This is a genomic window from Pseudoalteromonas sp. XI10, from assembly GCF_001469895.1.
GTDB lineage: Bacteria > Pseudomonadota > Gammaproteobacteria > Enterobacterales > Alteromonadaceae > Pseudoalteromonas.
Genome location: NZ_LOPY01000050.1, coordinates 1 through 22,730, shown reverse-complemented (window position 1 = coordinate 22,730; position 22,730 = coordinate 1). Strand labels below are relative to the sequence as shown.

The following is a 22,730-nucleotide window of genomic DNA, read 5'->3' as shown; positions in this document are numbered from 1 at the left end:
CGCGTTCAATAAGAATTAAGGTATAGCTATGCGTCGTTCAATTATCGCTTTATCAATTACTTTAGGTGTTGCTTTTAGTGCACCTATGCATGCTGAGGGTTGGCAATCAGATGTTATCGGGGTCACGCAGTCACAGCTTTCGCCCAGCTACTGGCTAGCACAAGGTGCATCGGCAAAAGTGATCATGACAGAGGCGCAAATTGCGGCCTTCAACAAAAAACTAGTAAAAGATAATAAATATATTGTTGATCCTCTGTCATTTCAAAAATCGCTCACTAAAGACGAGCTAACAAGCGCCATTCATTCAGCAAGTTCAATTCCAAAAAGCCCGCGCTTTTTTACCGATGGCCGCCAACTCACCGCGAAAGACTTTGCCAAATATCAGGAAAACTTAAACCTTAACAAGGTCGCAGATAACAATGAGGTACGTTTTGCTGTAGTCGTTAAGCGCACTGCATTACGTACTTTTCCAACTTGGGATCGGGTTTTAAATAGCGGCCTTGATCAAGACTTAGATCGCTTTCAAGAAAGCGGAATGTTCCCGGGCGAAGCGGTTGCTGTATTGCATCAAAGCGCAGATAAAAAATGGTTGTTAGTACGTGCTTACAACTACCTAGCGTGGACGCCTGCAGAAGATCTTGCCTTTGCTGATGCAGATAAAATAAAAGCCTATCGCGAACAAGATGACTTCTTGGTGGTAACCGGTGCAAAAGTCAATACTGCCTATGTACCAAACGATGAAACCCTCTCAGAAGTACAGCTCGATATGGGAGTACGCTTACCATTAGTTGATAGTGAGCAAGTACCGTATTTGCTAAATGGTCAAAACAGCTATGCTAGCCATGTTGTACAGCTACCAACCCGCGATGAGCAAGGCCAACTTGTTATTAAACCAGCGATGATTAGTAAAACTGCCGATGTAAATTTAGGCTACCTAGACTACAACGAACAGAATCTGATTAAACAAGGCTTTAAGTTTTTAGGTGAGCGTTATGGTTGGGGTCATGATTATAATGGCCGTGACTGCACAGGGTTTGTTGGTGAAATTTATAAGAGCTTTGGCCTACTAATGCCGCGTAATTCAGGGCAGCAAGGCAGTAGTGAATACGGGCAAAATAATCGCTTTGATAAAAATACAGCGGCGGATGCTAAGTTGCCAAAGGTTAAAAACATGGCGATTGGCGATCTAATTTATATTCCGGGTCATGTAATGATGTACCTAGGGGAGCATCACGGTGAGCCTTATGTTATTCATGACGTTAAAGGCTTAGGTTATAACAAAGGCGATGGTAGTTTTTATAGTAGTGCCTTGAATGGGGTGTCGGTCACACCATTATTGCCACTTAGATTATCTCAAGAAACCAGCTACTTAGATCGTATTTATAACATTAAGCGTATTCGCTAGAGGCCAATATGAAAATTAAAGCTGTTCGCTTTGCAAAGCTCAAAGTGCCATTAGTTACCCCATTTAAAACAGCACTAAGAGAAGTCAGTTTTATTGAGGATTTAGTGGTTTTAATCGATACCGAATGTGGCCAAATTGGCTATGGCTCTGCGGCCTCAACTCCGGTTATTACAGGCGATACTCATCAAGGAATGATAGCAGTCATTCAGCAGTTTATTGCCCCTAAATTAGTGGGGCAAGAAATCGAAAACATCAATCAGCTTAACCACATTATTCAATCTACGGTGGTTGGTAACAGTAGTGCAAAAGCGGCTTTAGAGTTAGCGGTTTACGACTTGTGGGGCAAGCTCTATCAAGCGCCTTTGTATAAGCTACTTGGTGGTGGTAAGTCAGCGCTGAAAACCGATATCACCATTAGTGTCGATAACATAGATAAAATGCTCAGTGATTGTCAGCGAGCGGTTGAGCAAGGTTTTGATGTATTAAAAATAAAAATCGGCAATAACCTTAATCAAGATATTGAGCGAGTAAAAGCAATCCATGCAGGCTTTGCCGCTAAGGCGCAGCTGCGTTTAGATGTAAACCAAGGCTGGAGTGCCAAACAAACTGTGTTTGCACTGCAGCAACTTGAGCAAGCAGGCGTGGTATTAGAGTTGGTTGAGCAACCGGTAAAAAGCAGCGATATTCAAGGTCTCAAATATATTACTGAGCGAGTGAACACCCCGATTATGGCCGATGAAAGCGCCTTTTCACCGGAGCAAGTAATACAACTTTTAGAACTTGGCGCAGTTGATATTATCAATATTAAATTAATGAAAACGGGCGGTTTAAGCCGAGCAATTGAGATTGCTAATATCACAGCCCAATACCAAGCAGAGTGTATGATAGGTTGTATGCTAGAGGGCAGTATTGCCGTTGCTGGTGCTGCACATTTAGCCTCTGCCAAAGCGCAGCAAATCAGTAAAATCGATTTAGATGGCCCAGCCCTTGGTCAGTATGACCCAGTGCAAGGGGGCGTTGAATTTAGCGGCCCACAAATACGCTTATCGGATGCCCCAGGTCTTGGCATTGAATCAATAACGGGGCTTGAACTAATCACAAACGGAGTATGGCCAGCATGAAAAAATTAGTCAGTCTTATTGCAGTTATGAGTTTATCGGCTTGTGCCAGCAAAGAGTTACCTAAGCCTGTAATTGATAACAGTCATCAACAACTTGTGGTGGTGGTCGCTAATGACAGTGATGCCATTGATGCCACCCTGTATCGCTTTGAAAAAACTGCTGGTAGCTGGCAACAACAAGGTCAGCAGCATGCGGTGGTACTTGGGCGTACAGGCCTTGCGTGGGGAGTGGGGCTGCATCCTGCACAGCCGGGTCAGCAAAAACAAGAAGGTGATGGTAAAGCGCCAGCAGGTATCTTTGAGCTTGGTACTGCTTTTGGCTATTTAGATTCATTACAAACGAACCTCAGTTATCAAGCAATGACAGCAAATGATTATTGTATTGATGTGAAAGGCTCACCGTTTTACAACCAGTTGGTTGATAAAGCACAAGTAGGTGAAGACGCCGTAAAAGACTCTTCAGAATGGATGCGTCGTGATATTTACAGCCAAGATAACCTTTATAAAAAAGGCATTGTAGTTAAGCATAATCCAAACAATATCAATGGTGCGGGTAGTTGTATCTTTATGCATTTATGGCGGGCACCAAGTAAGCCAACAGCAGGTTGTACAGCGATGACAGAAAGCGATATGGATGCTCTACTTGCTTGGTTAGATGAGCGTAAAAAACCGTTATTAGTCAGCTTAACCAAAGCGCAATATCAACAAAAGCAAAGTCAGTGGCAATTACCTAACTTAGCTAAATAAAAATAATAAAATAAAAGTATTTTAATTTTGTCATAATGGTGGAATAATATATTCCACCAAGGTTTGGGTTAGGATAATAAATGAGTGCAAATTACGCTTTTCTCGATTGGCTAGTATTCGCAAGTTACGGTGCAATTTTATTGCTAAGTGGCTGGTGGTTTAATCGCAAACGCGCTAACTCAAGCCAAGATTTTTTTCTAGGCGGAAATAGCATGCCAACTTGGATGGTGGCTATTTCTGTTTTAGCGACTTCGCAATCTGCGGCAACGTTTATTGGTGGGCCTGATCAAGGCTATCAAGGTGATTTTTCATATATTGCGACCAATATCGGCGCGTTTATTGCGGCATTTATTGTATCGGCGTTTTTAATTCCAAAGTTCTACCAGCAAAAAGTGTATACCGTTTACGAACTGCTTGAAAAACGTATCGGACCAAAAGCTAAGCGCCGTAGTGGCTTGATGTATTTATTTGGCCGTGTGTTTGCCAGTGGCGCCCGTTTGTATATGGCAGCGATTGCTGTGGCGATGATTCTATATGGCAATATCGATGCAGATAGTGTGGTTATCGCGACTTTAGTGCTGGCGCTTGCGGGTCTGCTTTATACCTTTTTGGGTGGCATTCGCAGCGTTATTTATTCTGATGTACTGCAAAGTATCGTTTATGTCAGTGCAGCTATTGCGGTTATCTGGTGCTTGCTGAGTGTTATTCCAGCTGATTTTTCTACCATAATTGCAACTTTGAGTGAGCCAAGTCCTGGTGCAGACTCAAAACTTGCGCTGTTTAAATTTGATTTAGATTTTGGCCCGTCAGGGGTCTTTAACATGGCCTCTGTGTTAACGGGGTTTGTGTTGTTAAACATCGCCGCATTTGGTTTAGACCAAGATATGACGCAGCGCTTATTAACCTGTAAAAGTCCAAAAGAAGGCAGTAAAGCGTTATTACTATCGGTAGTGATGGTGATCCCGGTTATGGCTATTTTTATCTTTATTGGTTTGCTGCTTTATATTGTTTATCAGCAACCTGCATTAATGAATAACGAAGCTGGACAAACGGTCGTACAAGAATTTAACGGCGAAAAAATCACTATCTTTATGTACTACGTATTAAACGAAGTACCAGCCGGGGTTAAAGGTTTAGTCAGCGTGGGTATTATTGCAGCTGCTATTTCTACTTTGAACTCTGGGCTTAGTTCGATGTCTTCAGTCATCGTACAAGATATCTATCGCCCGTATTTAGAAAAACATAACAAGCAAGTAAGCGATCATCACTTTGTAAAAGCGGGTCGTGTGGGTATGGCACTAGTGAGCCTTGCCTTAGCGCTGATGGCTATTCTTTGTTATTTCTGGCAGCAATACAGTGATATGCCATTATTAAAATTTGCGCTAAGTGTAATGGTATTTTCGTACAGCGGTTTGTTAGGTGTGTATTTTACTACCTTGTTCACCAAACGAGGCAGTGAAGGTTCAGTGTTAGCAGCACTAATAGCGGGCTTTGTGGTGACCTTATTAATGCAGCCGTACATGATTGACTGGTTACTACCCGAATCAATGCGCTTTTACTTAGGATTTACTTGGCAGCTATGCATAGGTACATTGCTCGCAACATTGGTGTGTTGCCTTGGTAAAGCGGCAGACGAGAAGAGTGCATAAATGGCCTTACGCTATATTTTAGCCATCGATGGTGGTGGCACTAAAGTATTGGCTGAGCTAAAAGAGCAGGCGAGTGGCGCGACTTTTCGTGCCCAAGCGGGTTCAGCATCAATTTCGAATGATCTTGATTTAGCGTTAGAAAACATTGTTAAAGTGACCCGCGATGTATGCCAGCAAAGTGGCGCAGAGCCTAGTGAAATTGTCACAGTTATGGGGGTTGCTGGTGGCTCATCGAAGAGCCTAGCCGAGCAATTAACAGTGATGCTCAAGCTGATTTACGAAATAGAATTTGCCAGTTTGCAAATTACCAGCGATGCAATTACGTCATTATATGGTGCTAATCTTGGTGAACCATGTGTGGTTATTGCTCTTGGCACCGGTGCTGTCGGGGCACGATTAAACGCCCAAAAGCAAACCAAGCTGGTGAGTGGCTGGGGCTTTACCATCGATGATTTTGGCGGTGGTGCCCGCATCGGCCTGATGGCTGTGCAGCAATTATTAAACGATATAGATATTTATGATTTACCAAAAAGCCGATTAACGATTCGCTTGAGTGAGCAGCTAGGATGCACTCGTCAAACAATTAGTAGTTGGCTTAAACAAGCAAAACCCGCGGATTATGCAGCATTTAGCCCGTTGGTGTTTAGCTTACAAAACGACTGTGAGGCGGCAAAAGCGGTATTAACGGAACACACCCAATCGGTGGTTCGGTTAATAAATAAAAGCCGAGGTAACTCGCCGTTACCGGTGATTTTAATTGGTGGTTTGGCGAAAGTCAGTCAACCGTTATTGCCACTTGCCTTACAAAACGAATTATCTCCTTGTAAGGGAGATTCATTAACTGGTGCCGCCATTTTAGCGGCAAAGCATTACCATGACATTATTGAAAAAGGACAACCCAATGAGCCCTGAGCACGTCTTTAAGCAACAACGTGAGTTACTCGAAGAGTTAAACGGTATTGTCTCCGAAGGACAAAACCCTGACACTTTGGATATCGATCTGCTCAGCTCCACTGAGATCCTCACTAAAATCAATAATGAAGATCACAAAGTAGCGGGTGCCGTGAAACTTGTGATCCCACAAATTAGTGAAGCTGTCGATCATGTGGTAGAAGCATTTCAACAAGGTGGCAGGTTAATTTACATTGGTGCTGGCACCAGTGGTCGTTTAGGGATTTTGGATGCGGTTGAATGTGCACCTACTTACAGCGTAAGCGATCAGCAAGTGCTCGGTATTATTGCTGGTGGTGACACCGCGGTTAAAAAAGCCGTAGAAGGCGCTGAAGATAGCATCACGTTTGCTATTGAAGACTTAAGAAATGCCAATTTAACCAGTAAAGATGTCGTGGTTGGCATTGCTGCCAGTGGCCGTACACCGTATGTTTGCTCGGCAATCGAATACGCTAAATCGTTAGGTTGTGTCACTGTAGGTGTCACTTGTAACCCTGATTCAGCGGTGATGCGTTTACCACAAATCGGCATTTGCCCCGTGGTGGGTGCTGAAGCTGTGACTGGCTCTACACGTATGAAATCGGGCACTGCACAGAAGCTGGTGTTGAATATGCTAAGTACAGCTAGCATGATCCGCACAGGTAAGGTGTATAAAAACTTGATGGTTGATGTAAATGCTAGTAATGAAAAGCTGCACGCTCGTGCTATTCGTATCGTGATGCAAGCAACAGACTGTACACAACAGCAAGCCGTGGATGCATTAAAGCAAGCAGAGCAAAGCGCAAAACTGGCTATTTTAATTGTGTTAACCGGAAAACCAGCTCCTGAAGCAAAACAGTTATTGTCAAAAGCGGGTGGCTTTTTACGTAAGGCGGTTGAAGAATAATGCGTTTTTTAGCTGTTTTATTTGTTAGTTGTCTAGCACTTTTAGGTTGCCAAGAAACACCTGCACAAGCGCCTAAAAATGCACAGCCTTTACAGGTGGGCGCAGCCAATTTTCAAGCTTATGTACCTGCATTAACAGGGAAACGTGTTGGCTTGGTCGTTAATCAGACATCAGTGGTGAATGGTCAACATTTGGTTGATGCATTACTTGATAAAGGCGTTATGGTTAGCAAAATATTTGCCCCAGAGCATGGCTTTCGCGGCGACCATGACGCTGGTGCTCACGTTAAAAGCACAGTAGATGCTAAAACAGGTATCGATGTTGTGTCGATTTATGGCAGTAATAAAAAGCCAAGCCCTGAGATGCTTGCTGATTTAGACGTTATTATTTTTGATATTCAAGATGTTGGTGTGCGTTTTTACACTTATATCAGCTCAATGCACTACGTGATGGAAGCCGCCGCTGAAAATGGTAAAGAGGTTGTGGTACTCGATAGACCAAACCCTAATATTGCTTATGTTGATGGGCCTATCCTTGACCCACAATTTCGCTCATTTGTTGGTATGCACGAAATACCTGTTTTACACGGTATGACAGTGGCTGAGCTTGCTCAGATGATCAAAGGTGAAGGTTGGATAAATGGTGCTGATAAGCTTGAGCTGAGTGTAGTGCCTGTTACGAATTATGACCGCACTATGGCTTATGAGCTACCAATAAAGCCAAGTCCTAACTTACCAAATGCCCAATCAATTGCGCTTTATCCATCATTGTGTTTCTTTGAAGCAACGCCTGTGACTATTGGCCGGGGTACTGATTTTCCATTTCAAGTTGTTGGTTACTCGCCAGTTAAACTCGGCGAATTTAGCTTTACGCCAAGGGCGATTAAAGGCGCTTCAATGCACCCTAAATTCAAAGGGGTTGAAGTATTTGGTCAAGACTTACGAGATGCTGATATTCATGGCCTAGATTTAAGCTTGTTTATTTCGGTTTATCAAAAGCTAAGTGCGAATGAGCAAACGTTTTTTGAACGCGCTGATTTTATGGATAAACTTGCAGGTACTGATAAATTGCGTTTAGCCATTGAAGCAGGCCAAACTGAGCAGCAAATAAAGCAAAGCTGGCAAGCCGACTTAAGCGCCTATAAACGAAAGCGAACCCCGTATTTGCTTTATCAATAATAATTAGCTAACTAGATAAATAACAACGAGGCACTTGCCTCGTTTTTTAATATTTCTAAAAATTAATTGTGGTATATTCAGGGACTTGATTTACAAGGATATAGCATGAAAGTTCATTTAATTGCCGCACTCGCTTTACTCGCTGGCTGCTCACAACTCCCAAACACTACAACAAGTAACTCAACCGATGTGCTCGATCTTCGTGATGATAAAAACGCAGCAGCTCAGCTGTGGACACTTAAACATGCAACAAAGCCCCGTTACCCTAAAGCAGCTTTAATATCTAAGCAGACGGGCTGTGCGCGCTTTATTATTACTATTGATAAACAAGGTAATACCACCGATATCCGTTTTGTAGAGAGCTTCCCAGAAGGACTATTTGTCGATGTGTCGCGAGAGTCGCTTAAAACTTGGCAGTGGCAGGCAAGGGAAAGTAACAGCGAATCGAGAGCGATTATTCGAACTGTGCAACTCGACTACGTTATGAAAGAAGCGAGTAATATGGATGCCGCAAAAGCATTTTGTACAATTTAAGCTTTTACTGTTTTTAAGGCATAAAAAAGGGCCGCAACAGCGGCCCCCAACAGGATTGATTAACTTAGAACTTAAAGTTAAACGACAGCTGCACGCGACGTGGGCTGTAGTAGTTACGATATTCACCAAAGTTTTCTGACGATACATAAGGGTTATTGTTGTAACCTGTTTGACGGTCAAATACGTTGAAGATATCAGCACGGAATTGTAGTTCCATATCACCTGAGAATTTAAAGTCTTGGGTGTAGTTTAAGTCAAGTTGCCAGTGGCTTGGGCTACGGCGACTACCTGCAGGCTCACTGTAACGTGTGGTACCACTTGAGTAACCGTAGATTGAACCATCCCATGCTTCCCAAGGTTTACCAGACTGGAATACAAAGTATGCACCGATGTTCGCATCCCATGGCACAGTGTAGTAACCATAGACTTTTACTTTATGTGGCTTATCACCTGATAATGTACCGTATTTGTAATCCCAAGGGTAACGACCACGGCCATCACCATAGTTTGAAGAACCAATGAAGGTATTAGCATCTGTTGTTGCTGTGGTGTTATCTTGGTCGAAGTTACCGTAGTAATGACTCCAAACATAAGAAGCATTGATATAGCTGTTTTCACCTAGGTATTCAGCTTCGATGCTAGCTTCCCAGTATTTGGTTTCGCCGCCATCTACTTCGGCAATAACATAAGAAGAACCACCAATTTCATCACGGATTTCATCTAGGTTATCTACATATAAACCTTTATCTGCAATATGTTGTGGTACGCCATCAGCATCAACGCCTGAGTAGTCAGTTAAACGCGCATTGTTTGGCATATCTTCCCAGAAATGCGATGCCTTACGGTGACGAACGTGAGCGCGTAACACTAAATCAGAACCCACATATTTAGTGGTACCAAGTGTAAACTCTTTGATTTGGCGAGGCTTTAAGTTATCAGCAAATACTTTACCTGATGAACCTTGACGCGGTTCAGCGTAAATTACGTTGCCAGCTTCATCAAATTCAACTTCGATTTCGGCACGAGTATTACGGTCCCAAGAGGCTGCGCGTGCTAATGAACTTGCTTCTGGGTTATACATTGAGAAGTTAGCGAATATGGCGTCTTGATCAGCGTAGTTCCAATTCACACCTAAACGAGGCTGGATCATATCTGACCAATCTGTTTGGTACATTTTGTATTTTTCGCCTGGTGCTAATTCATAACCAGATAACGTGCCAGAAGCCGATTTAAGACCTTGACCATACCAAGTATCGCGGCTTACAAGTACACCCACATTGTAAGTCCAATCACCTACTTCAATGGTGTCGTTGATTTCAAAGTTCAGTGTTTCCATTTCTGAATTAATAGCAGAAACAGCCTCTCCACCTGCTACTAAGCTCATTTGTTGTACGCGAGCACGGTAAATAACCGGGGCAGAGCTGCCTTCTTCTAAGCTTTCATCGAGGCCGCCAATGTAAGAGATAGTTCCCCAACCGTTTGAAAGGCGAGACAGTACTTCTTTACCTTCTTTCCACTCACCGCCGACATGTAACGTGTGGTAAGTATCGCCCCAGCTAAATTCATGTTCTAGGTTTAATTCAAAGCTATCACGGTAAAAGTCGATATTATCGTATCGAGAGTAAGCGCCAACACCACCGCCGCCTCGCATTTCACCATCTTCGGTATAACCGTATTGTGCAATTAGTGGTGCTGCTCCTGCATTATATGCCGCAATCTGCTCTGCTGTGTAGTTATCATCAGCATCTAATAAGCTAGGTACACTGAAATAACCCATTTCAGTTAGGTTACTTAAGTCAAGCTGGCTCGTTAATGAAGGCATTACTGATAATTCAGTATCTGGCCTACCTGCGGTTTCTAGCTCTAACTTACTGTATTGAAATGAAAGAGTTGTTGCATCACCTAAGAGCCACGAACCATCTAAAGTAAAGATATCTTGATCAGCTGTATCACCTACAGAAACACTATCAGCCTCGTAAGCACCAACAGAACGGCCTTCAACTGTTTTCTCTGAAGTACGTTGTGAAATATTAATTAAAATATCGTCAGTAGGCGCCCAAGTTAATTTACCAAAGTACTCATCACGAACACTCTTATAGTCTTTTACAGCACCATAGGCAGTATCTTTATTGGTACGCTCTTCTTCTGGGCGATAATAAGAAGTATAAAAATACAAGGTATCTTCAATAAGCGGGCCGCCTAAACTTGCTGTTAACCAGCTTTTATCTAGCTCATAGCTTTCTTGACCTGTTGGTGTTGCCACTAAACTCTTAGGTTGAACTTTGTATTCAACATTACCGTGGAATTCGTCAGTACCAGATTTTGATACGGTATTGATTGAGAAACCGCCTGAGCGATTAAAACCAACGGCTTTTGCACCACCACGGTCCATAGTTACGTAAGCAACGTCATGGGTTGATGGCTCTGATGCTAAGTTACCAAACATAGGTAGAGATACATCAACACCATCAAAACCATACGAGTTATCAACACCTGAACCACCGGCTGATGGGCCTAGCGTTAAGTTCTCTGAAAGCTCAACACCTGGTACAAGTTTTAATAGGTCACGGTAATCTTGACCAACTGGTACGCTATTGATTGCTTCTTCACCAAGTGAGTTAGTCAGTGCAGACTTACCTTGGCGGAATAATTTACTGCCGGTAACCGTGATGACTTCAACGTTTTCGTTAGCACCACCCATAGTGACGTTTAGGCTTGAAGTTTGTTCAAGTAAAACATCCACAGTCATGGTTTGAGTTACACCGTTTTTATCGGTGAAAGTCAGTTCATAAGTACCTGGTTTTAATTGTGGTAAGTCGTAGCTGCCGTCTTCTCGCGTAACAACGGTACGTGGTTTTGGCATCACATTACTTTTTGCTGTTACTGTGATCCCCGCCAGTGACTGCTGTGCTTCTGGTGATGATACCTTACCTTTGATCCCCCCGGTTAGATTTGCAAAGGCTGGCGCGCTGGCGAGTGCCGCGGCCATAACAACACCTGTAAAGGCTGTTTTCTTTGCGCGAAGTGCATTGCTAGTCGCTTTTGCTATATAGCTCATTGCGAGTGTGGATGCATGTTGTTTCATTGTTTCCCGTCCTTATATTTATATGCTTTGCTGGACTACTTACCCAATTGAGACTTATGAACTTTAAAATTATGTTGCCCATATATTAAACAGGTGTTATTTAAGTTGGTCAAGAATATTTTTTCATTTAAAGGTTGGTTTTTAGGAATAAAATATATAACCGATTTTAGGTAAAGATCAGTAATGACTTGCTTTAACGGGGTGCTAATTTATTCTTAGTACAATTTTGTAAGAAATTATGATTTTAAAGTCAGTCGCTTATCGCAATTGTTTGGTAGTTTAGAGGAGGAAGGGGATTGTTAAACTGCATCCTAAATTAGGCATAAAAAAAGCAGCCTGAGCTGCTTTAAAGTATTTATATAACCTTATTGAAGAAATTAGTTATTCTTAAATTCGCCAACAACTTCATTAGAATGTTCTAGTAACTTACGACCTTGGCGGCTTGACTGTGTTAGAGCAATAAACAAAATATCAATGACAAAATCTTGTGCCGTACGCGCTAAGATTGACGATAAACGTACAGACTCGCCTTCAGCAACCGAATAAAGTTTTACATCAGCTGAGTCAGCAACAAGGCTACTACCAAATTTAGTCACTGAGATCACCGAGCTTGAGTTTTTCTTAGCTTGTTTAACAACTTCGGCAATTTCGCGAGTCATACCTGACTCACTTATCGCGATAACCAAATCACCTTTTGAAAACGTCGCAACATACGCAAGTTGTGCATGGCCATCTGGCTCTGCAATAGCTGGCATACCGAGTTTTTGTAATTTATAAGAAAAATCTTTTGCGACCAGTGCTGAGCCACCTAAACCACAAATTAAAATGCGCTTTGCAGATTTTAATAGCTCTACCGCTTTTTCGACTGCTGGTGCTTCGTTGAGGTTTTTGGTTTCGGTTAACACTGCCAATTTACTGCTTAATAGTTTTTCGGCGATTTGCTCTAGCGAGTCATTCAGAGTGATCTTGCCATGTAGCTTAGGTTCGCTCGTTTCATCGTTAAGTGCATCAATTACTGCAAGTTTAAAAGCAGGAAAGCCTTTATAACCTAATTTTTGCGAAAACTTCACCACACTTGATTGGCTTACACCAACCACTTTTGCTAGTTCAACCGATGATAAATTACGAATCGCATTCGCTGAATTTAACGTAAAGTCAGCAAGCTTAGCTTCGCTGCTTGATAAAGATTGACGTAGGGCTTTAATTTTTACAAAAGTAGACATAGGGCTCACTTTGTTTGCTTAACTTAGTTAAAACGCAAAGCGATGGTTCTATTATAAACACAGGGCTTGGGCGCATTGTTTGCTTAACACGACGACTTATTTTTGTTTTAGCAAACCTAAGTTTGGAATATTTTTCTTAATTTAGATGGAATAATATAGTTTTATTCCATAATAGATACAACTCTAATTATCGAGAAAGCCTTATTTTTAGTAACTTAGCGATAATGTATGCTTTTTATTCTTTAATTATGAAATAAAATATTTTACATGTTAAGTGGGTGTTGCTACTGTATTGCTGAGAATCGTCAACGCTTAAATCATCAGGTATGAATCTGTTATGAGTTTTACCCCTTTGAAAACATTACTTAAACAGCTGTGTTATCTAAGTAGTGCGGCATTATTAGTAAGCTGTGCCAGTAATCCATATACCTATACACAATCAGCTAATTACAGTCATCGTGTTAAGTTCTTAGTGATGCATTACACCGCCATTGATTACGAAAAATCAATGCGTGCGCTCGTGGATGAAGGGGGCTTAAGTTCACATTATTTATTACCAGAATCAGGCGATCCTAGTTATCCAAAAGACGATTTAGAAATTATTCAGCTGGTTGATGAGAAAGATAGAGCATGGCACGCCGGACGCAGTTTTTGGCAAGGCCGAGAAGATTTAAATGATCATTCAATTGGTATTGAAATAGTGAATGTACCAACCTGTCATATTCCTGAGCAAGCAAACCTTGCGATGGAAAATGACGCCAGTAAGTTATGTATTTTTCCTGACTACGACGCTAAGCAAATAGAGCTACTAATCAAGCTAAGCAAAGATATTCTTGCTCGTAACCCAGATATCGGCCCAACTCAAGTTATTGGCCATTCTGATATTGCTCCAAGCCGTAAGAACGACCCAGGCCCGCGTTTTCCTTGGTATCAACTGTATAAAGCAGGTATTGGTGCATGGTATGAAAGCGACACCGTTGATAAATATTGGCAGTTATTTAGTGCATCAAAACCTTCTGTTGAATTAATGCAAAAAGCACTACGCAGTTACGGCTATGAGGTGATTGCAACGGGTCAGCTTGATTCGCAAACGCTCGATGCCCTAAGTGCTTTTCAAATGCACTTTTTACCTTGGCATGTAAGCGGTAATAGTGATGCCAGAAGTGCCGCAGTGCTATTTGCATTATTAGATAAATACTTTCCTAAAAAGTTAGAGCGATTATTTAAAGAGTATCAGCAGCAACAGCAAGCGGTTGAGCCTGCGCCAAAAACACTGGCCAATGCACAAGTTATAGCGCGTATTCCGGCTCTTGATCCAAGCAGTCGCGCGCTTGTTAACGACCGAGGCACATTTACAGCCTATAAAGGTCGCGGTGAGATCATCATTGAAAACCAAGATGCAACCAGTGCTGATATTTTCATAAATGGTGAAAAAATTAATATTGCCTCACCATTAACAGCCGAAAAAATATATCAATACAGTTTGGCTAAACGCACCCATGATGGAATTAACACGTATAAAGTAGAAAATGTATTGCCTGATGGAGCAAGCTTAACCTTACGTTTTCCTTATCCAACGCTTGATAAAAACAGCACTCAAAAGCGTTTTAGTGCCGTTGATGAGTTAATTAATCAAGAGATTAAAGAGGGCTTTCCGGGGGCGGTACTTGCTGTTGTTAAAGATGGCAAGTTGATTAAACTAAGCCATTATGGCGCGGCTAAAAAGTACCATGCTGATGGCAGTGAGCTTGCAAGCCCACAAGCTATGCAAAACGATACCTTGTTTGATATAGCTTCAAACTCAAAAATGTTTGCCACTAACTTTGCGCTGATGAAGCTTGCCAGCGAAGGGAGGCTCGACGTAGAAAAGCCACTATTTTATTACCTACCAGAATTTAGAGGCAGCGGCCGTGAACAGCGTTTAGTAAAAGATTTACTCACCCATAGTGCGGGTTATCCTGCGGTGGTTGATTTTCATCGTAAAGACAATAAATTTGGTGAGCGCTTTTTTTCTCAAAACAGCCTGCGTACTAAAAACCTACTGTTAACAGGCGTGCCTTTTGTGGCTGGTCGTAACGTAAAACACCTATATTCTGATATCGATTATATGTTGCTTGGTGTACTAGTTGAACGCATCAGTGGTATGGCGCTCGATACCTATGTAGAAAGCCAAATTTATCAGCCACTTGGTTTAACACATACGGTTTATAATCCATTGCAAAAGGGTTTTTTAGCTTCGCAAATTGCCGCCACTGAGATTAACGGCAACACCAGAGGTGGTCGCATTGAGTTTGAAAATATTCGAACCGATGTACTGCAAGGTGAAGTACATGATGAAAAAGCGTTTTATGCTTTAGGTGGTGTAGCGGGGCATGCAGGGCTTTTTAGTACCGCCGGTGATTTGTCTGTGCTTATGCAGGTACTACTCAATGGTGGCGGCTACGACAATAAGCAAATTTTTACGCCACAAGTACTTGAGCAATTCACAAACTCGCAAGCAAGTGATGAGACTTATGGTTTAGGATGGCGTAGAGCAGGGCATCAAGCGCGTAAATGGCATTTTGGCCCTTATGCTAGCCCGCGGGCTTTTGGTCATACCGGCTGGACAGGGACTGTGACCGTTATTGACCCAGAGTATGACCTTGCTATTGTGCTATTAACCAATGCCCGTCATTCACCGATTGAAGGTTCGCAAGAAAATTACCAGTTTGTCGGCAAGCGTTTCGAAACAGGTAAGTATGGCTCTATTATCTCACTGATTTATGAGAGTATATTAAATCACTAGTCGAATTAAGTTGAGTTTGGTGGCAAAGCCATTAAGCTTAGCGAGTTTTCGCATAATAAAAATAAAATGTTGTTCTTAATTTAAAAGGGTTTTTATGTCTTGGTATTCAATTTTACCACCCTTGATTGCTATCTTAATTGTGTTTTGGCGCAAAGAAGTGATCATGGCGTTATTGGTCGCGGTTGCGTCGTCTGAGTTTTTACTTGCTCTGAATGGTGAAGGTAATACCTTGTTTTTCACCTTTATCAACACTATCGAGCGAGTCATTGAGGTTGCCAGCTCCCCTGGTAATAGCCGCATACTTATTTTTAGTATCTTAATAGGTGCTTTACTTGCCTATATTCGTGAATCTGGCGGTGTAGCCGCTACCGTTAATTTGCTGATGAACAAAGGGGTGGCTAAAAGTAAGCGCCAAGTCGGCTACTTAACCATGTTCTCAGGTATTGCGGTATTCATTGAATCGAACTTAAGCGTATTAACCTCGGGAATTTTATCGCGTGGTTTATTCGATAAATTTAAAATGAGCCGAGCACGCCTTGCCTACATTATCGATAGTACCAGCGCACCTGTGTGTATTTTAATCTTGCTAAATGGATGGGGCGCCTATGTGCTCGGCCTTCTTGGCAACTATGAAATGGAAGAGTCTGCGGTATCGGTGTTGTGGGGCAGTATTGGTTATAACTTTTACGCCATTATTACCTTACTTATTGTGTTTTACACCATTACCTTTGACAAGGTACATGGCCCATTAAAGCAAGCTGAAGAAAATATAGAGCAACAAGAAACCGAACTTACAGAAGAAGTGAAAGGTTCAAAAGCACGTTACATGCTTGTGCCTCTTATTACGCTAATTGGTAGTATGGTTGGCTTTATGTTCTGGACTGGCGATGGCGATATTGCCAGCGGTAGTGGTTCTAAATCAGTGCTGTATGCAACTATTTTAGCCTGTGTTGTAGCTTACTTTTTAATGATTAGCTCGCGTGAATTTACACACCATAAGCTGGTAGATATTGGCTTTAAAGGAATGGGCGAGTTACTGCCATTAGTATCTATTGTATTGCTATCACTCACGTTAGGCGCAAGCTTGAAAGACCTTGGTACCGGTGTGTTTGTAGCAGGCCTAGTAGGTGATTTCTTACCTATTTATTTAGTTGTGCCAGTGCTATTTATTACAGGTGCGGTTATTTCATTTACCACAGGTACCTCATGGGGCACATTCGCAATACTTATTCCAATTGGTGTACCGCTCATTCAAGCTTTAGGTTTACCACCTTCATTGGTTATTGCCGCTATTTTAGGTGGTGGTGTGTTTGGCGATCACTGCTCGCCAATCTCAGATACCAGCGCGGTATCGGCCATTGCATCAGGGTGTGATTTATTAACTCACGTAAAAACCCAAATGCCATACGCCTTATTCGGTGGCGCATTAACTTTCATTGCTTACCTAGTGACGAGTATTATTGTTTTATAAGTAATAGCTTTAAGCCTTTAGTTATAAGTAAAAAAACCACAGAGAAGTCTGTGGTTTTTTATTGCTTGAATTTCGATAACTCGCATATTCAAGTCTGATAGCCGTCAGCCGTCAGCCGTCAGTTTGAAAGCTGATAGCTCGTTGAACCATCGCGCGAAATAAATTTCACGCCTACGGTATTCCTTTACTCTTTCCCCTTGTAACTCGCTAACTCGTTGGGTTTCGCTCCGCTCTACCCAACCTACGATTTAGGTACAACTTTATAAACACCGACACCATCAACACCAAGATATAAATCACCATTAGGGTGGGTGGCTAGGCTACGAACGCGACCTACACCTTCAAATACCTTGCTGTGGCCTGTTACTTTGTCACCATCAAGTTTCACCAAAACAAGGTGGCCAAACTTCATCGAACCTACGGCAATTTGGCCTTGCCACTGTGGGTATTTATCGCTGGTGATAAATTCCATTCCAGAAGGGGCAATTGAAGGCACCCAATACCAATCAGGTTGTTCCATTCCCTCGCGACTGGTTTCGTCGGTAATTTTTGTACCAATGTAGTTGATCCCATAAGTGATCTCAGGCCAACCATAGTTTGCACCTGCTTTAACTATGTTGATTTCATCGCCGCCACGAGGGCCATGTTCATGGCTCCAAATAACTCCCGTCTCAGGGTGCATTGCCATACCTTGTGGGTTTCGGTGTCCATACGAATAAATACTTTTGTGAGTTGTTTTATGGTTATAAAACGGGTTTGATTTAGGGATAGAGCCATCGCTATTGATACGGTGAATTTTGCCCGCATCATAGTCTAGGCTTTGAGGGTGAACGTCTCTTTTGCCACGGTCGCCAATAGAGAAGTACAAGTAACCTTGTTTGTCGAACTCTATACGCGAACCATAGTGTTTTGTTGTTTCAATATTCGGCTCGCCATCAAACAATAATTGCTGATCGACAAGAGCCATATCTTTAAAGCGGGCACGCATAATTGAGGTATTGTAACCCTCACCATCGCCTTCATAGCCCGAGTACGAAAAGTAAATCCAACCATTGTCGGCAAAGTTCGGATCAAGTTCTATATCTAATAAGCCCCCTTGACCTTCATCATGTACTTTAGGTGTGCCTTTAACTGCTTGCTCAACGAGTTTGCCATCACGAATTAACCTAAGCTCGCCACGTCTGTCGGTAACGAGTAAGTCACGCTCGTTAAGCCAAGCCATACCCCAAGGAATTTGAATACCTTCGCTTACTAATTCTAGTTTGTAGTTATTAGCGCTGGCATCCAGAGGAATCTTTTGCTCCGGCTGAGCACAAGCTTGCAAGCTCGACAAGCTAATTGAGGCAATGATTAAACTGTTAAACAAAGACCTTTTCATGGTAACTCCATAATATTTAAACACGATGTTACTAGCCTAGCTGGTTCAGCATTAAATTGTTATTAACATTAGAGCAATGTGCGATTATTGGTAGGAAAAGCGAGGTAAAGAGCGGAGTATTAGCCGTCAGCAGTCAGTTTGAAAGCTGATGGCTCGTTGAACCATCGCGCGAAATAAATTTCACGCCCAGGGTACTCCTTTACTCTTTCCCCTTGTAACTCGCTAACTTGTTTTAAATCTGCTAGCTTAGCAAGTTCTTATTCTTAAAAGGATTTAACAAGTCGTATGAAGTCAGAAAAGTTTTTTAAATGGGTGTGGAATGTTAACGGCCTAATTTTACTTATGGGCTTAATCATTGGAACAGCAGCAATAGGGTATAACTTTGTTGCTAACTTACTAAAGTCCGATAACCATGAACAGCAACAAACACTAAACTTAGCTGAAGATGAAAAGCAGCAAGAAAAGTGGAAACTGGGTTACCCCCGTAAGGTCGAGGGGAGTGATTTTTACTTTATCCCGTTGGAATCAGAAAAACTGGATATCGAGGTTAAAGCTGACGTAACAGTTTACAATAATTTTAGCGGTGGTTATAAATACAGACCTACGCGCTCAAAGAACATCTTGTTTCTTAATGACAAAACCAATCACGCCAAGTGGCTATTTAAAACAACGGATCAATTGATCATAGAGTTTGGTGCTTTAAGCCATTACAAAGAGTTTGATACTCGTCCTTACAAGGAGCAAAAAATCTATGCTCCTAAGGCAGTTTCGTATGAAGTTATCAAAAACGATACCAACAACGACAAACTGCTCGATGGCAAAGATAAGCGCACCTTCGCGCTAAGCAAGATTGATGGCTCAAACTACAGCGAAGTTATTTCAGGTTACAACCGAATTGTAGAGTCTAACCTCAACGCTGAGGGCAGTTTATTCGTTGTATTTATCAACAACGATGAAGTTTACTCTATGCTGATAGACCTAGATACATTTGAAGTGATTAGTAAAAGCGTGCTACCGAAAGTAGGGGAGTGAAATTGATATTAGGTATCAAATGTCAGAAGAATGATCTGACATCTGAAGACTAACTACGCGGGGAAAACCCGCTGCTACTTAAAAACTTGCGACTTTACTCTTGTAGCTCGCTAACTTTTTTAAACCTGACAGCTCTGAGTGTGTTGGGTTTCGCTACGCTCTAGCCAACCTACGAACTCCTTTACTCTTTCCCCTTGTAGCTCGCTAACTTTTTTAAATCTGATAGCTCTGAGTGTGTTGGGTTTCGCTACGCTCTACCCAACCTACGAACTCCTTTACTCTTTCCCCTTGTAGCTCGCTAACTTTTTAAATCTGACAGCTCTGATTGTGTTGGGTTTCGCTACGCTCTACCCAACCTACGAGCTCGCTAACTCGTACACTTTTCCGCTTCATGGGTCAGTTGTTTGAGTGCGATGATTTGGCCTTGTTTGTTTTGGTCTAGGGCGAGTAAGTCTCCTTGGTGAATATGAGTATCTAGGGTGCCGTGTTTTTGTAGTTCTTCAAGGAGTGATTGTTTAATTTGTACTATGACATTTTGCTCGCAGTCGGCGATATACCAGTCGTTATCAACACTGACTAGACGGCCTGTGAAGCTGGTGCGGGCTTGGTGGTTGGCTAATGCTTGTTGGTAGTTCGCATCTAGGTTTTGTTTTTGTTGTTTAAGGCTGCTCACATAGCTGCCTTTGGCGTCGAGTTCATGTACCTCAAGCCATTGATAATCCGCTAAATCCACAGCATAAACATGGGTTAATTCACGGTTGTTGTATTGCAGCATGACAAAACCAAGAATCGCTAAAGCAGCAAATACTCCGGTCATTTGCAGGCCTAAAAAGCGCTGTGGTCTTGGCGTTGCCGACTGTGGCTTTTGCATGTGTGAAAGCTCGTCGCTGCTTAAGCTGTGCTCTGCCTTACGTTTTTGAAAATGTGCTTTTAAATCAGCATCGAGTTGCTCGTCGTTACGCTTCATGATGGCCTCCTAGTTGTTGTTTCAGGTTTTGACGGGCATATCGCAGCCGAGTTTTAATAGTCTCTTGGTTACTTTGTGTGATAGCAACAATATCTTCGAGACTAAAGCCTTCTTGTTGTAAGGTCAGCGCTTCACGTTGTACAAAGCTAAGTCCCATGAGTGCTTTATCAAAGGCTTCGTAGTCGTAGTGATAACTTGCATCCTGAGATTCAGTAAATAGTTGGTTGTCTTCTAATTCAACGAACTTTTGCTGCTTACGAAACTCATCAATTAATAAATTACGTGCTAACCGAAAAAGCCACGCTTTTGGGTTGTTTTGATCATTGTAAAAGTCGCGTTTATCAATGACTTTTAACCAGGTTTGTTGGCATATATCAAGGGCAAGATCTTTATCACTTTGTGTAACTAGATAGTGATAAAGATCGTTCCCGTATTGAGCAACGAGTTGGTTAAGGTAACGGTTGTCGCCCGTTTTGGCATACTGCGCCAAACAATCTGTGCTTGGCTTGTCAAATAACCATGTCTTGATGCTCATTATCATAGGCAGTTATCCATCTATTTTAAAATCAAGTTGAACGCTTTGGTTTGTTTGTAATTGTGCCACACCTTCAACTACTTTAGGGCGATATTTCCAACGTTTAATGGCGCGAATTGCTTCACGGTTAAATACCCGTTTGGGCTCGGCATCAATAATAACAGGGTCAATCACTTCGCCAGTCGGAGAAATGCTAAAGCTAATTTGTACCCAACCTTCAATGCCATCACGAGCTGCTACCGGAGGGTACTTAGGGTTTATACGCACAATTGGTGTTGCATCTCCCGTTGGTTGGTTAATGCTTTTGCTAAGCGTGTCGCCAATGTTATCGAAAGTCATAGGTGGTGTTAAATCCGCTACTACAACTGTATCGGTCGAATCAATGGTTGGGCGCGGTGGTACTTTTGGTGGCATTTTAGCAACTGGCGGTGGCGGCAGTGTTTGCTTTACTTGCACTTTTGAGTCTTTGGGTACTTCATAAATTTCAACCGTGATATCTGGGCCTGTTTTAACATCGGCTCTTTGCTCAGCAGAAATTAAGTACTGCATAAATGCAAATGCTGCAAAGGTCATGACACCGCCGCCAATAATTGCTGCGGTTGTCTTTAAAGCAGCATTGCTGTTATTCAAGCTTGCTGAGTTTAGTGGTAAAGTATGCATAGCCGTTCCTCTTTGGATAATTGCTTTCATAGCTAAAACGGCTGGCAAATAAAAAAGGGGTGAAATTTTTTTCACTTTTTATTTTTCACAAGTTTTTTAGGTTGTTATGAAACTTATTCAAATAGATAAAGCCCGTTACCGTAAACATTTAAACCAAGTAATTATTGCTTGTGTAATTGCTTTAGCCGTTGGCAGTTTAGCCATTTCACAAACATTAATTGCGTTATTCCCTGACCCAAGCGGTAGCCATTTTCATTGGAACCTATTAGGTGTTGTTGTGTGTAGTTTGCTGGTGGGCTTTGTGCTTAATAAATACCGCAATCATGATTACATGACTGAAATAGTCTATGTGTGGGAGCTTAAAAAAGCGCTGAATAAAATCACCCGTAAAATGCCAAAGTTAAAAGCAGCAGGGCGTGAGGGTAATGCAGATGCTTTATTAGCAATTCATTACAGCTATGCGGGGTCACGATTGTTATGGCAGCTTGATGACAACACTATTACCATGGATGAGTTGGCAATTAAGCAGGCAGAGCTTGATAGTGTTGCAGATAAATACAATCTCTCGCTTGATGCAGAACGTTATGATGAGTCAATCTTAAAGCAATTTTAAGGACGAATAATGAAAAAGGTTTTGATTGTTTGCTTAGGCAATATTTGCCGCTCACCTACCGCTGAAGCGGTACTTCGTAGTCGTGCCAAGGCGCTTGGTGTCAATGTCAAAGTTGATTCTGCTGGCACCATTGGTTACCACCAAGGTAATCCACCAGATTCACGTTCAAAAGCAGCAGCTGAAAAGCGCGGTTATAGTTTTAATGGCATCTATTCACGACCTGTGACTCAAGCTGATTTTCATGAGTTTGACTTAATTCTCGCAGCCGACAAGCAAAATCTTGCTGATTTACAAGCCCAGTGCCCAGAGCACTTACAATATAAGTTGTCGCTATTTTTAAGTCATGGTGACGCAGGGGAAAGCGAGATCCCTGATCCCTACTATGGTGGCGATCAAGGTTTCGAAAAAGTACTCGATTTAATTGAGGACGCAGCCGATAACCTGCTTAAAAAGTTTTAATACCAACCCGCAATAATACTTAATCATTTTGAGGGATTAAACCTGTCGCTAT

The 22,730-nt window shown here is 42.1% G+C and carries 19 protein-coding genes; 13 read left to right on the top strand and 6 right to left on the bottom strand.

What is annotated here, in order from left to right:
• Window positions 1–28 precede the first annotated feature (28 nt).
• From AUR67_RS13585 to AUR67_RS13550, 8 genes are all read left to right on the top strand, one after another.
• Window positions 29–1,405: an SH3 domain-containing protein gene (locus tag AUR67_RS13585; RefSeq protein ID WP_058585693.1), complete on the top strand. Its 1,377-nt coding sequence runs from the start codon at window positions 29–31 to the stop codon at window positions 1,403–1,405.
• Window positions 1,406–1,413: 8 nt separating this feature from the next.
• Entirely contained in the window at window positions 1,414–2,526 is a 1,113-nt protein-coding gene (locus AUR67_RS13580; RefSeq protein WP_058585692.1) for a mandelate racemase/muconate lactonizing enzyme family protein, read from the top strand.
• Window positions 2,523–3,272, top strand: coding sequence for a L,D-transpeptidase family protein (locus AUR67_RS13575; protein WP_082665642.1), 750 nt, complete (start codon window positions 2,523–2,525; stop codon window positions 3,270–3,272). The genes AUR67_RS13580 and AUR67_RS13575 overlap by 4 nt, the downstream gene beginning before the upstream one ends.
• Before the next feature lie 80 nt (window positions 3,273–3,352).
• On the top strand, window positions 3,353–4,921 hold the full coding sequence (locus AUR67_RS13570) for a sodium:solute symporter (protein WP_058585690.1): 1,569 nt from the start codon (window positions 3,353–3,355) through the stop codon (window positions 4,919–4,921).
• Window positions 4,922–5,833: a BadF/BadG/BcrA/BcrD ATPase family protein gene (locus tag AUR67_RS13565; protein WP_058585689.1), complete on the top strand. Its 912-nt coding sequence runs from the start codon at window positions 4,922–4,924 to the stop codon at window positions 5,831–5,833.
• Window positions 5,823–6,758, top strand: coding sequence for an N-acetylmuramic acid 6-phosphate etherase (gene murQ / locus AUR67_RS13560; RefSeq protein ID WP_058585688.1), 936 nt, complete (start codon window positions 5,823–5,825; stop codon window positions 6,756–6,758). The genes AUR67_RS13565 and murQ overlap by 11 nt, the downstream gene beginning before the upstream one ends.
• Entirely contained in the window at window positions 6,758–7,936 is a 1,179-nt protein-coding gene (locus tag AUR67_RS13555; protein ID WP_058585687.1) for an exo-beta-N-acetylmuramidase NamZ domain-containing protein, read from the top strand. The genes murQ and AUR67_RS13555 overlap by 1 nt, the downstream gene beginning before the upstream one ends.
• A gap of 105 nt (window positions 7,937–8,041) precedes the next feature.
• On the top strand, window positions 8,042–8,470 hold the full coding sequence (locus tag AUR67_RS13550) for an energy transducer TonB (RefSeq protein ID WP_058585686.1): 429 nt from the start codon (window positions 8,042–8,044) through the stop codon (window positions 8,468–8,470).
• A gap of 64 nt (window positions 8,471–8,534) precedes the next feature.
• Here the strand turns inward: AUR67_RS13550 and AUR67_RS13545 are convergent, their stop codons facing one another.
• Together AUR67_RS13545 and AUR67_RS13540 are read right to left on the bottom strand one after the other, a co-directional pair.
• Entirely contained in the window at window positions 8,535–11,555 is a 3,021-nt protein-coding gene (locus AUR67_RS13545) for a carboxypeptidase regulatory-like domain-containing protein (RefSeq protein WP_058585685.1), read from the bottom strand.
• Window positions 11,556–11,932: 377 nt separating this feature from the next.
• The gene (locus AUR67_RS13540; RefSeq protein WP_054551264.1) at window positions 11,933–12,778 is read right to left on the bottom strand and encodes a MurR/RpiR family transcriptional regulator; all 846 of its coding nucleotides are present in this window, start codon (window positions 12,776–12,778) and stop codon (window positions 11,933–11,935) included.
• A gap of 337 nt (window positions 12,779–13,115) precedes the next feature.
• Between AUR67_RS13540 and pbp4b the strand changes: the two genes are divergently transcribed.
• Both pbp4b and AUR67_RS13530 read left to right on the top strand, forming a co-directional pair.
• On the top strand, window positions 13,116–15,563 hold the full coding sequence (gene pbp4b / locus AUR67_RS13535) for a penicillin binding protein PBP4B (protein ID WP_082665641.1): 2,448 nt from the start codon (window positions 13,116–13,118) through the stop codon (window positions 15,561–15,563).
• Between the two features lie 94 nt (window positions 15,564–15,657).
• Window positions 15,658–17,034 carry a Na+/H+ antiporter NhaC family protein gene (locus tag AUR67_RS13530; protein ID WP_058585684.1) on the top strand — a complete coding sequence of 459 codons (1,377 nt, stop codon included), beginning with the start codon at window positions 15,658–15,660 and terminating at the stop codon, window positions 17,032–17,034.
• Between the two features lie 241 nt (window positions 17,035–17,275).
• Here AUR67_RS13530 and AUR67_RS13525 read toward each other — a convergent pair whose 3' ends face one another.
• On the bottom strand, window positions 17,276–18,412 hold the full coding sequence (locus tag AUR67_RS13525; RefSeq protein ID WP_058585683.1) for a PQQ-dependent sugar dehydrogenase: 1,137 nt from the start codon (window positions 18,410–18,412) through the stop codon (window positions 17,276–17,278).
• Window positions 18,413–18,697: 285 nt separating this feature from the next.
• On the opposite strand from AUR67_RS13525, the gene AUR67_RS13520 reads away from it, so the two are divergent.
• Window positions 18,698–19,444, top strand: a complete 747-nt coding sequence (locus AUR67_RS13520; protein WP_058585682.1) for a hypothetical protein — start codon at window positions 18,698–18,700, stop codon at window positions 19,442–19,444.
• Between the two features lie 367 nt (window positions 19,445–19,811).
• On the opposite strand, the gene AUR67_RS13515 is transcribed toward AUR67_RS13520, so the two are convergent.
• Genes AUR67_RS13515 through AUR67_RS13505 form a run of 3 tightly spaced genes read right to left on the bottom strand, consistent with a single transcriptional unit; the run spans window position 19,812 to window position 21,606 of the window.
• Window positions 19,812–20,411, bottom strand: coding sequence for a hypothetical protein (locus AUR67_RS13515; RefSeq protein WP_058585681.1), 600 nt, complete (start codon window positions 20,409–20,411; stop codon window positions 19,812–19,814).
• Window positions 20,401–20,952 (bottom strand): RNA polymerase sigma factor, encoded by a 552-nt coding sequence (locus AUR67_RS13510; RefSeq protein WP_058585680.1) that lies wholly within the window; start codon window positions 20,950–20,952, stop codon window positions 20,401–20,403. The genes AUR67_RS13515 and AUR67_RS13510 overlap by 11 nt, the downstream gene beginning before the upstream one ends.
• A 6-nt stretch (window positions 20,953–20,958) precedes the next feature.
• Complete coding sequence (locus AUR67_RS13505) at window positions 20,959–21,606, bottom strand: energy transducer TonB (protein WP_058585679.1); 648 nt, start codon at window positions 21,604–21,606, stop codon at window positions 20,959–20,961.
• 106 nt (window positions 21,607–21,712) lie between these two features.
• On the opposite strand from AUR67_RS13505, the gene AUR67_RS13500 reads away from it, so the two are divergent.
• Entirely contained in the window at window positions 21,713–22,219 is a 507-nt protein-coding gene (locus tag AUR67_RS13500) for a DUF3087 domain-containing protein (RefSeq protein ID WP_058585678.1), read from the top strand.
• Between the two features lie 9 nt (window positions 22,220–22,228).
• Window positions 22,229–22,678: a low molecular weight protein-tyrosine-phosphatase gene (locus tag AUR67_RS13495; protein WP_058585677.1), complete on the top strand. Its 450-nt coding sequence runs from the start codon at window positions 22,229–22,231 to the stop codon at window positions 22,676–22,678.
• Window positions 22,679–22,730: the final 52 nt, after the last annotated feature.

Excerpts from the sequence above, each read along its gene's own strand:
- AUR67_RS13585 (WP_058585693.1), top strand. The coding sequence starts at position 29 with ATGCGTCGTTCAATTATCGCTTTATCAATTACTTTAGGTGTTGCTTTT.
- AUR67_RS13580 (WP_058585692.1), top strand. The coding sequence starts at position 1,414 with ATGAAAATTAAAGCTGTTCGCTTTGCAAAGCTCAAAGTGCCATTAGTT.
- AUR67_RS13575 (WP_082665642.1), top strand. The coding sequence starts at position 2,523 with ATGAAAAAATTAGTCAGTCTTATTGCAGTTATGAGTTTATCGGCTTGT.
- AUR67_RS13570 (WP_058585690.1), top strand. The coding sequence starts at position 3,353 with ATGAGTGCAAATTACGCTTTTCTCGATTGGCTAGTATTCGCAAGTTAC.
- AUR67_RS13565 (WP_058585689.1), top strand. The coding sequence starts at position 4,922 with ATGGCCTTACGCTATATTTTAGCCATCGATGGTGGTGGCACTAAAGTA.
- murQ (WP_058585688.1), top strand. The coding sequence starts at position 5,823 with ATGAGCCCTGAGCACGTCTTTAAGCAACAACGTGAGTTACTCGAAGAG.
- AUR67_RS13555 (WP_058585687.1), top strand. The coding sequence starts at position 6,758 with ATGCGTTTTTTAGCTGTTTTATTTGTTAGTTGTCTAGCACTTTTAGGT.
- AUR67_RS13550 (WP_058585686.1), top strand. The coding sequence starts at position 8,042 with ATGAAAGTTCATTTAATTGCCGCACTCGCTTTACTCGCTGGCTGCTCA.
- AUR67_RS13545 (WP_058585685.1), bottom strand. The coding sequence starts at position 11,555 with ATGAAACAACATGCATCCACACTCGCAATGAGCTATATAGCAAAAGCG.
- AUR67_RS13540 (WP_054551264.1), bottom strand. The coding sequence starts at position 12,778 with ATGTCTACTTTTGTAAAAATTAAAGCCCTACGTCAATCTTTATCAAGC.
- pbp4b (WP_082665641.1), top strand. The coding sequence starts at position 13,116 with ATGAGTTTTACCCCTTTGAAAACATTACTTAAACAGCTGTGTTATCTA.
- AUR67_RS13530 (WP_058585684.1), top strand. The coding sequence starts at position 15,658 with ATGTCTTGGTATTCAATTTTACCACCCTTGATTGCTATCTTAATTGTG.
- AUR67_RS13525 (WP_058585683.1), bottom strand. The coding sequence starts at position 18,412 with ATGAAAAGGTCTTTGTTTAACAGTTTAATCATTGCCTCAATTAGCTTG.
- AUR67_RS13520 (WP_058585682.1), top strand. The coding sequence starts at position 18,698 with ATGAAGTCAGAAAAGTTTTTTAAATGGGTGTGGAATGTTAACGGCCTA.
- AUR67_RS13515 (WP_058585681.1), bottom strand. The coding sequence starts at position 20,411 with ATGAAGCGTAACGACGAGCAACTCGATGCTGATTTAAAAGCACATTTT.
- AUR67_RS13510 (WP_058585680.1), bottom strand. The coding sequence starts at position 20,952 with ATGATAATGAGCATCAAGACATGGTTATTTGACAAGCCAAGCACAGAT.
- AUR67_RS13505 (WP_058585679.1), bottom strand. The coding sequence starts at position 21,606 with ATGCATACTTTACCACTAAACTCAGCAAGCTTGAATAACAGCAATGCT.
- AUR67_RS13500 (WP_058585678.1), top strand. The coding sequence starts at position 21,713 with ATGAAACTTATTCAAATAGATAAAGCCCGTTACCGTAAACATTTAAAC.
- AUR67_RS13495 (WP_058585677.1), top strand. The coding sequence starts at position 22,229 with ATGAAAAAGGTTTTGATTGTTTGCTTAGGCAATATTTGCCGCTCACCT.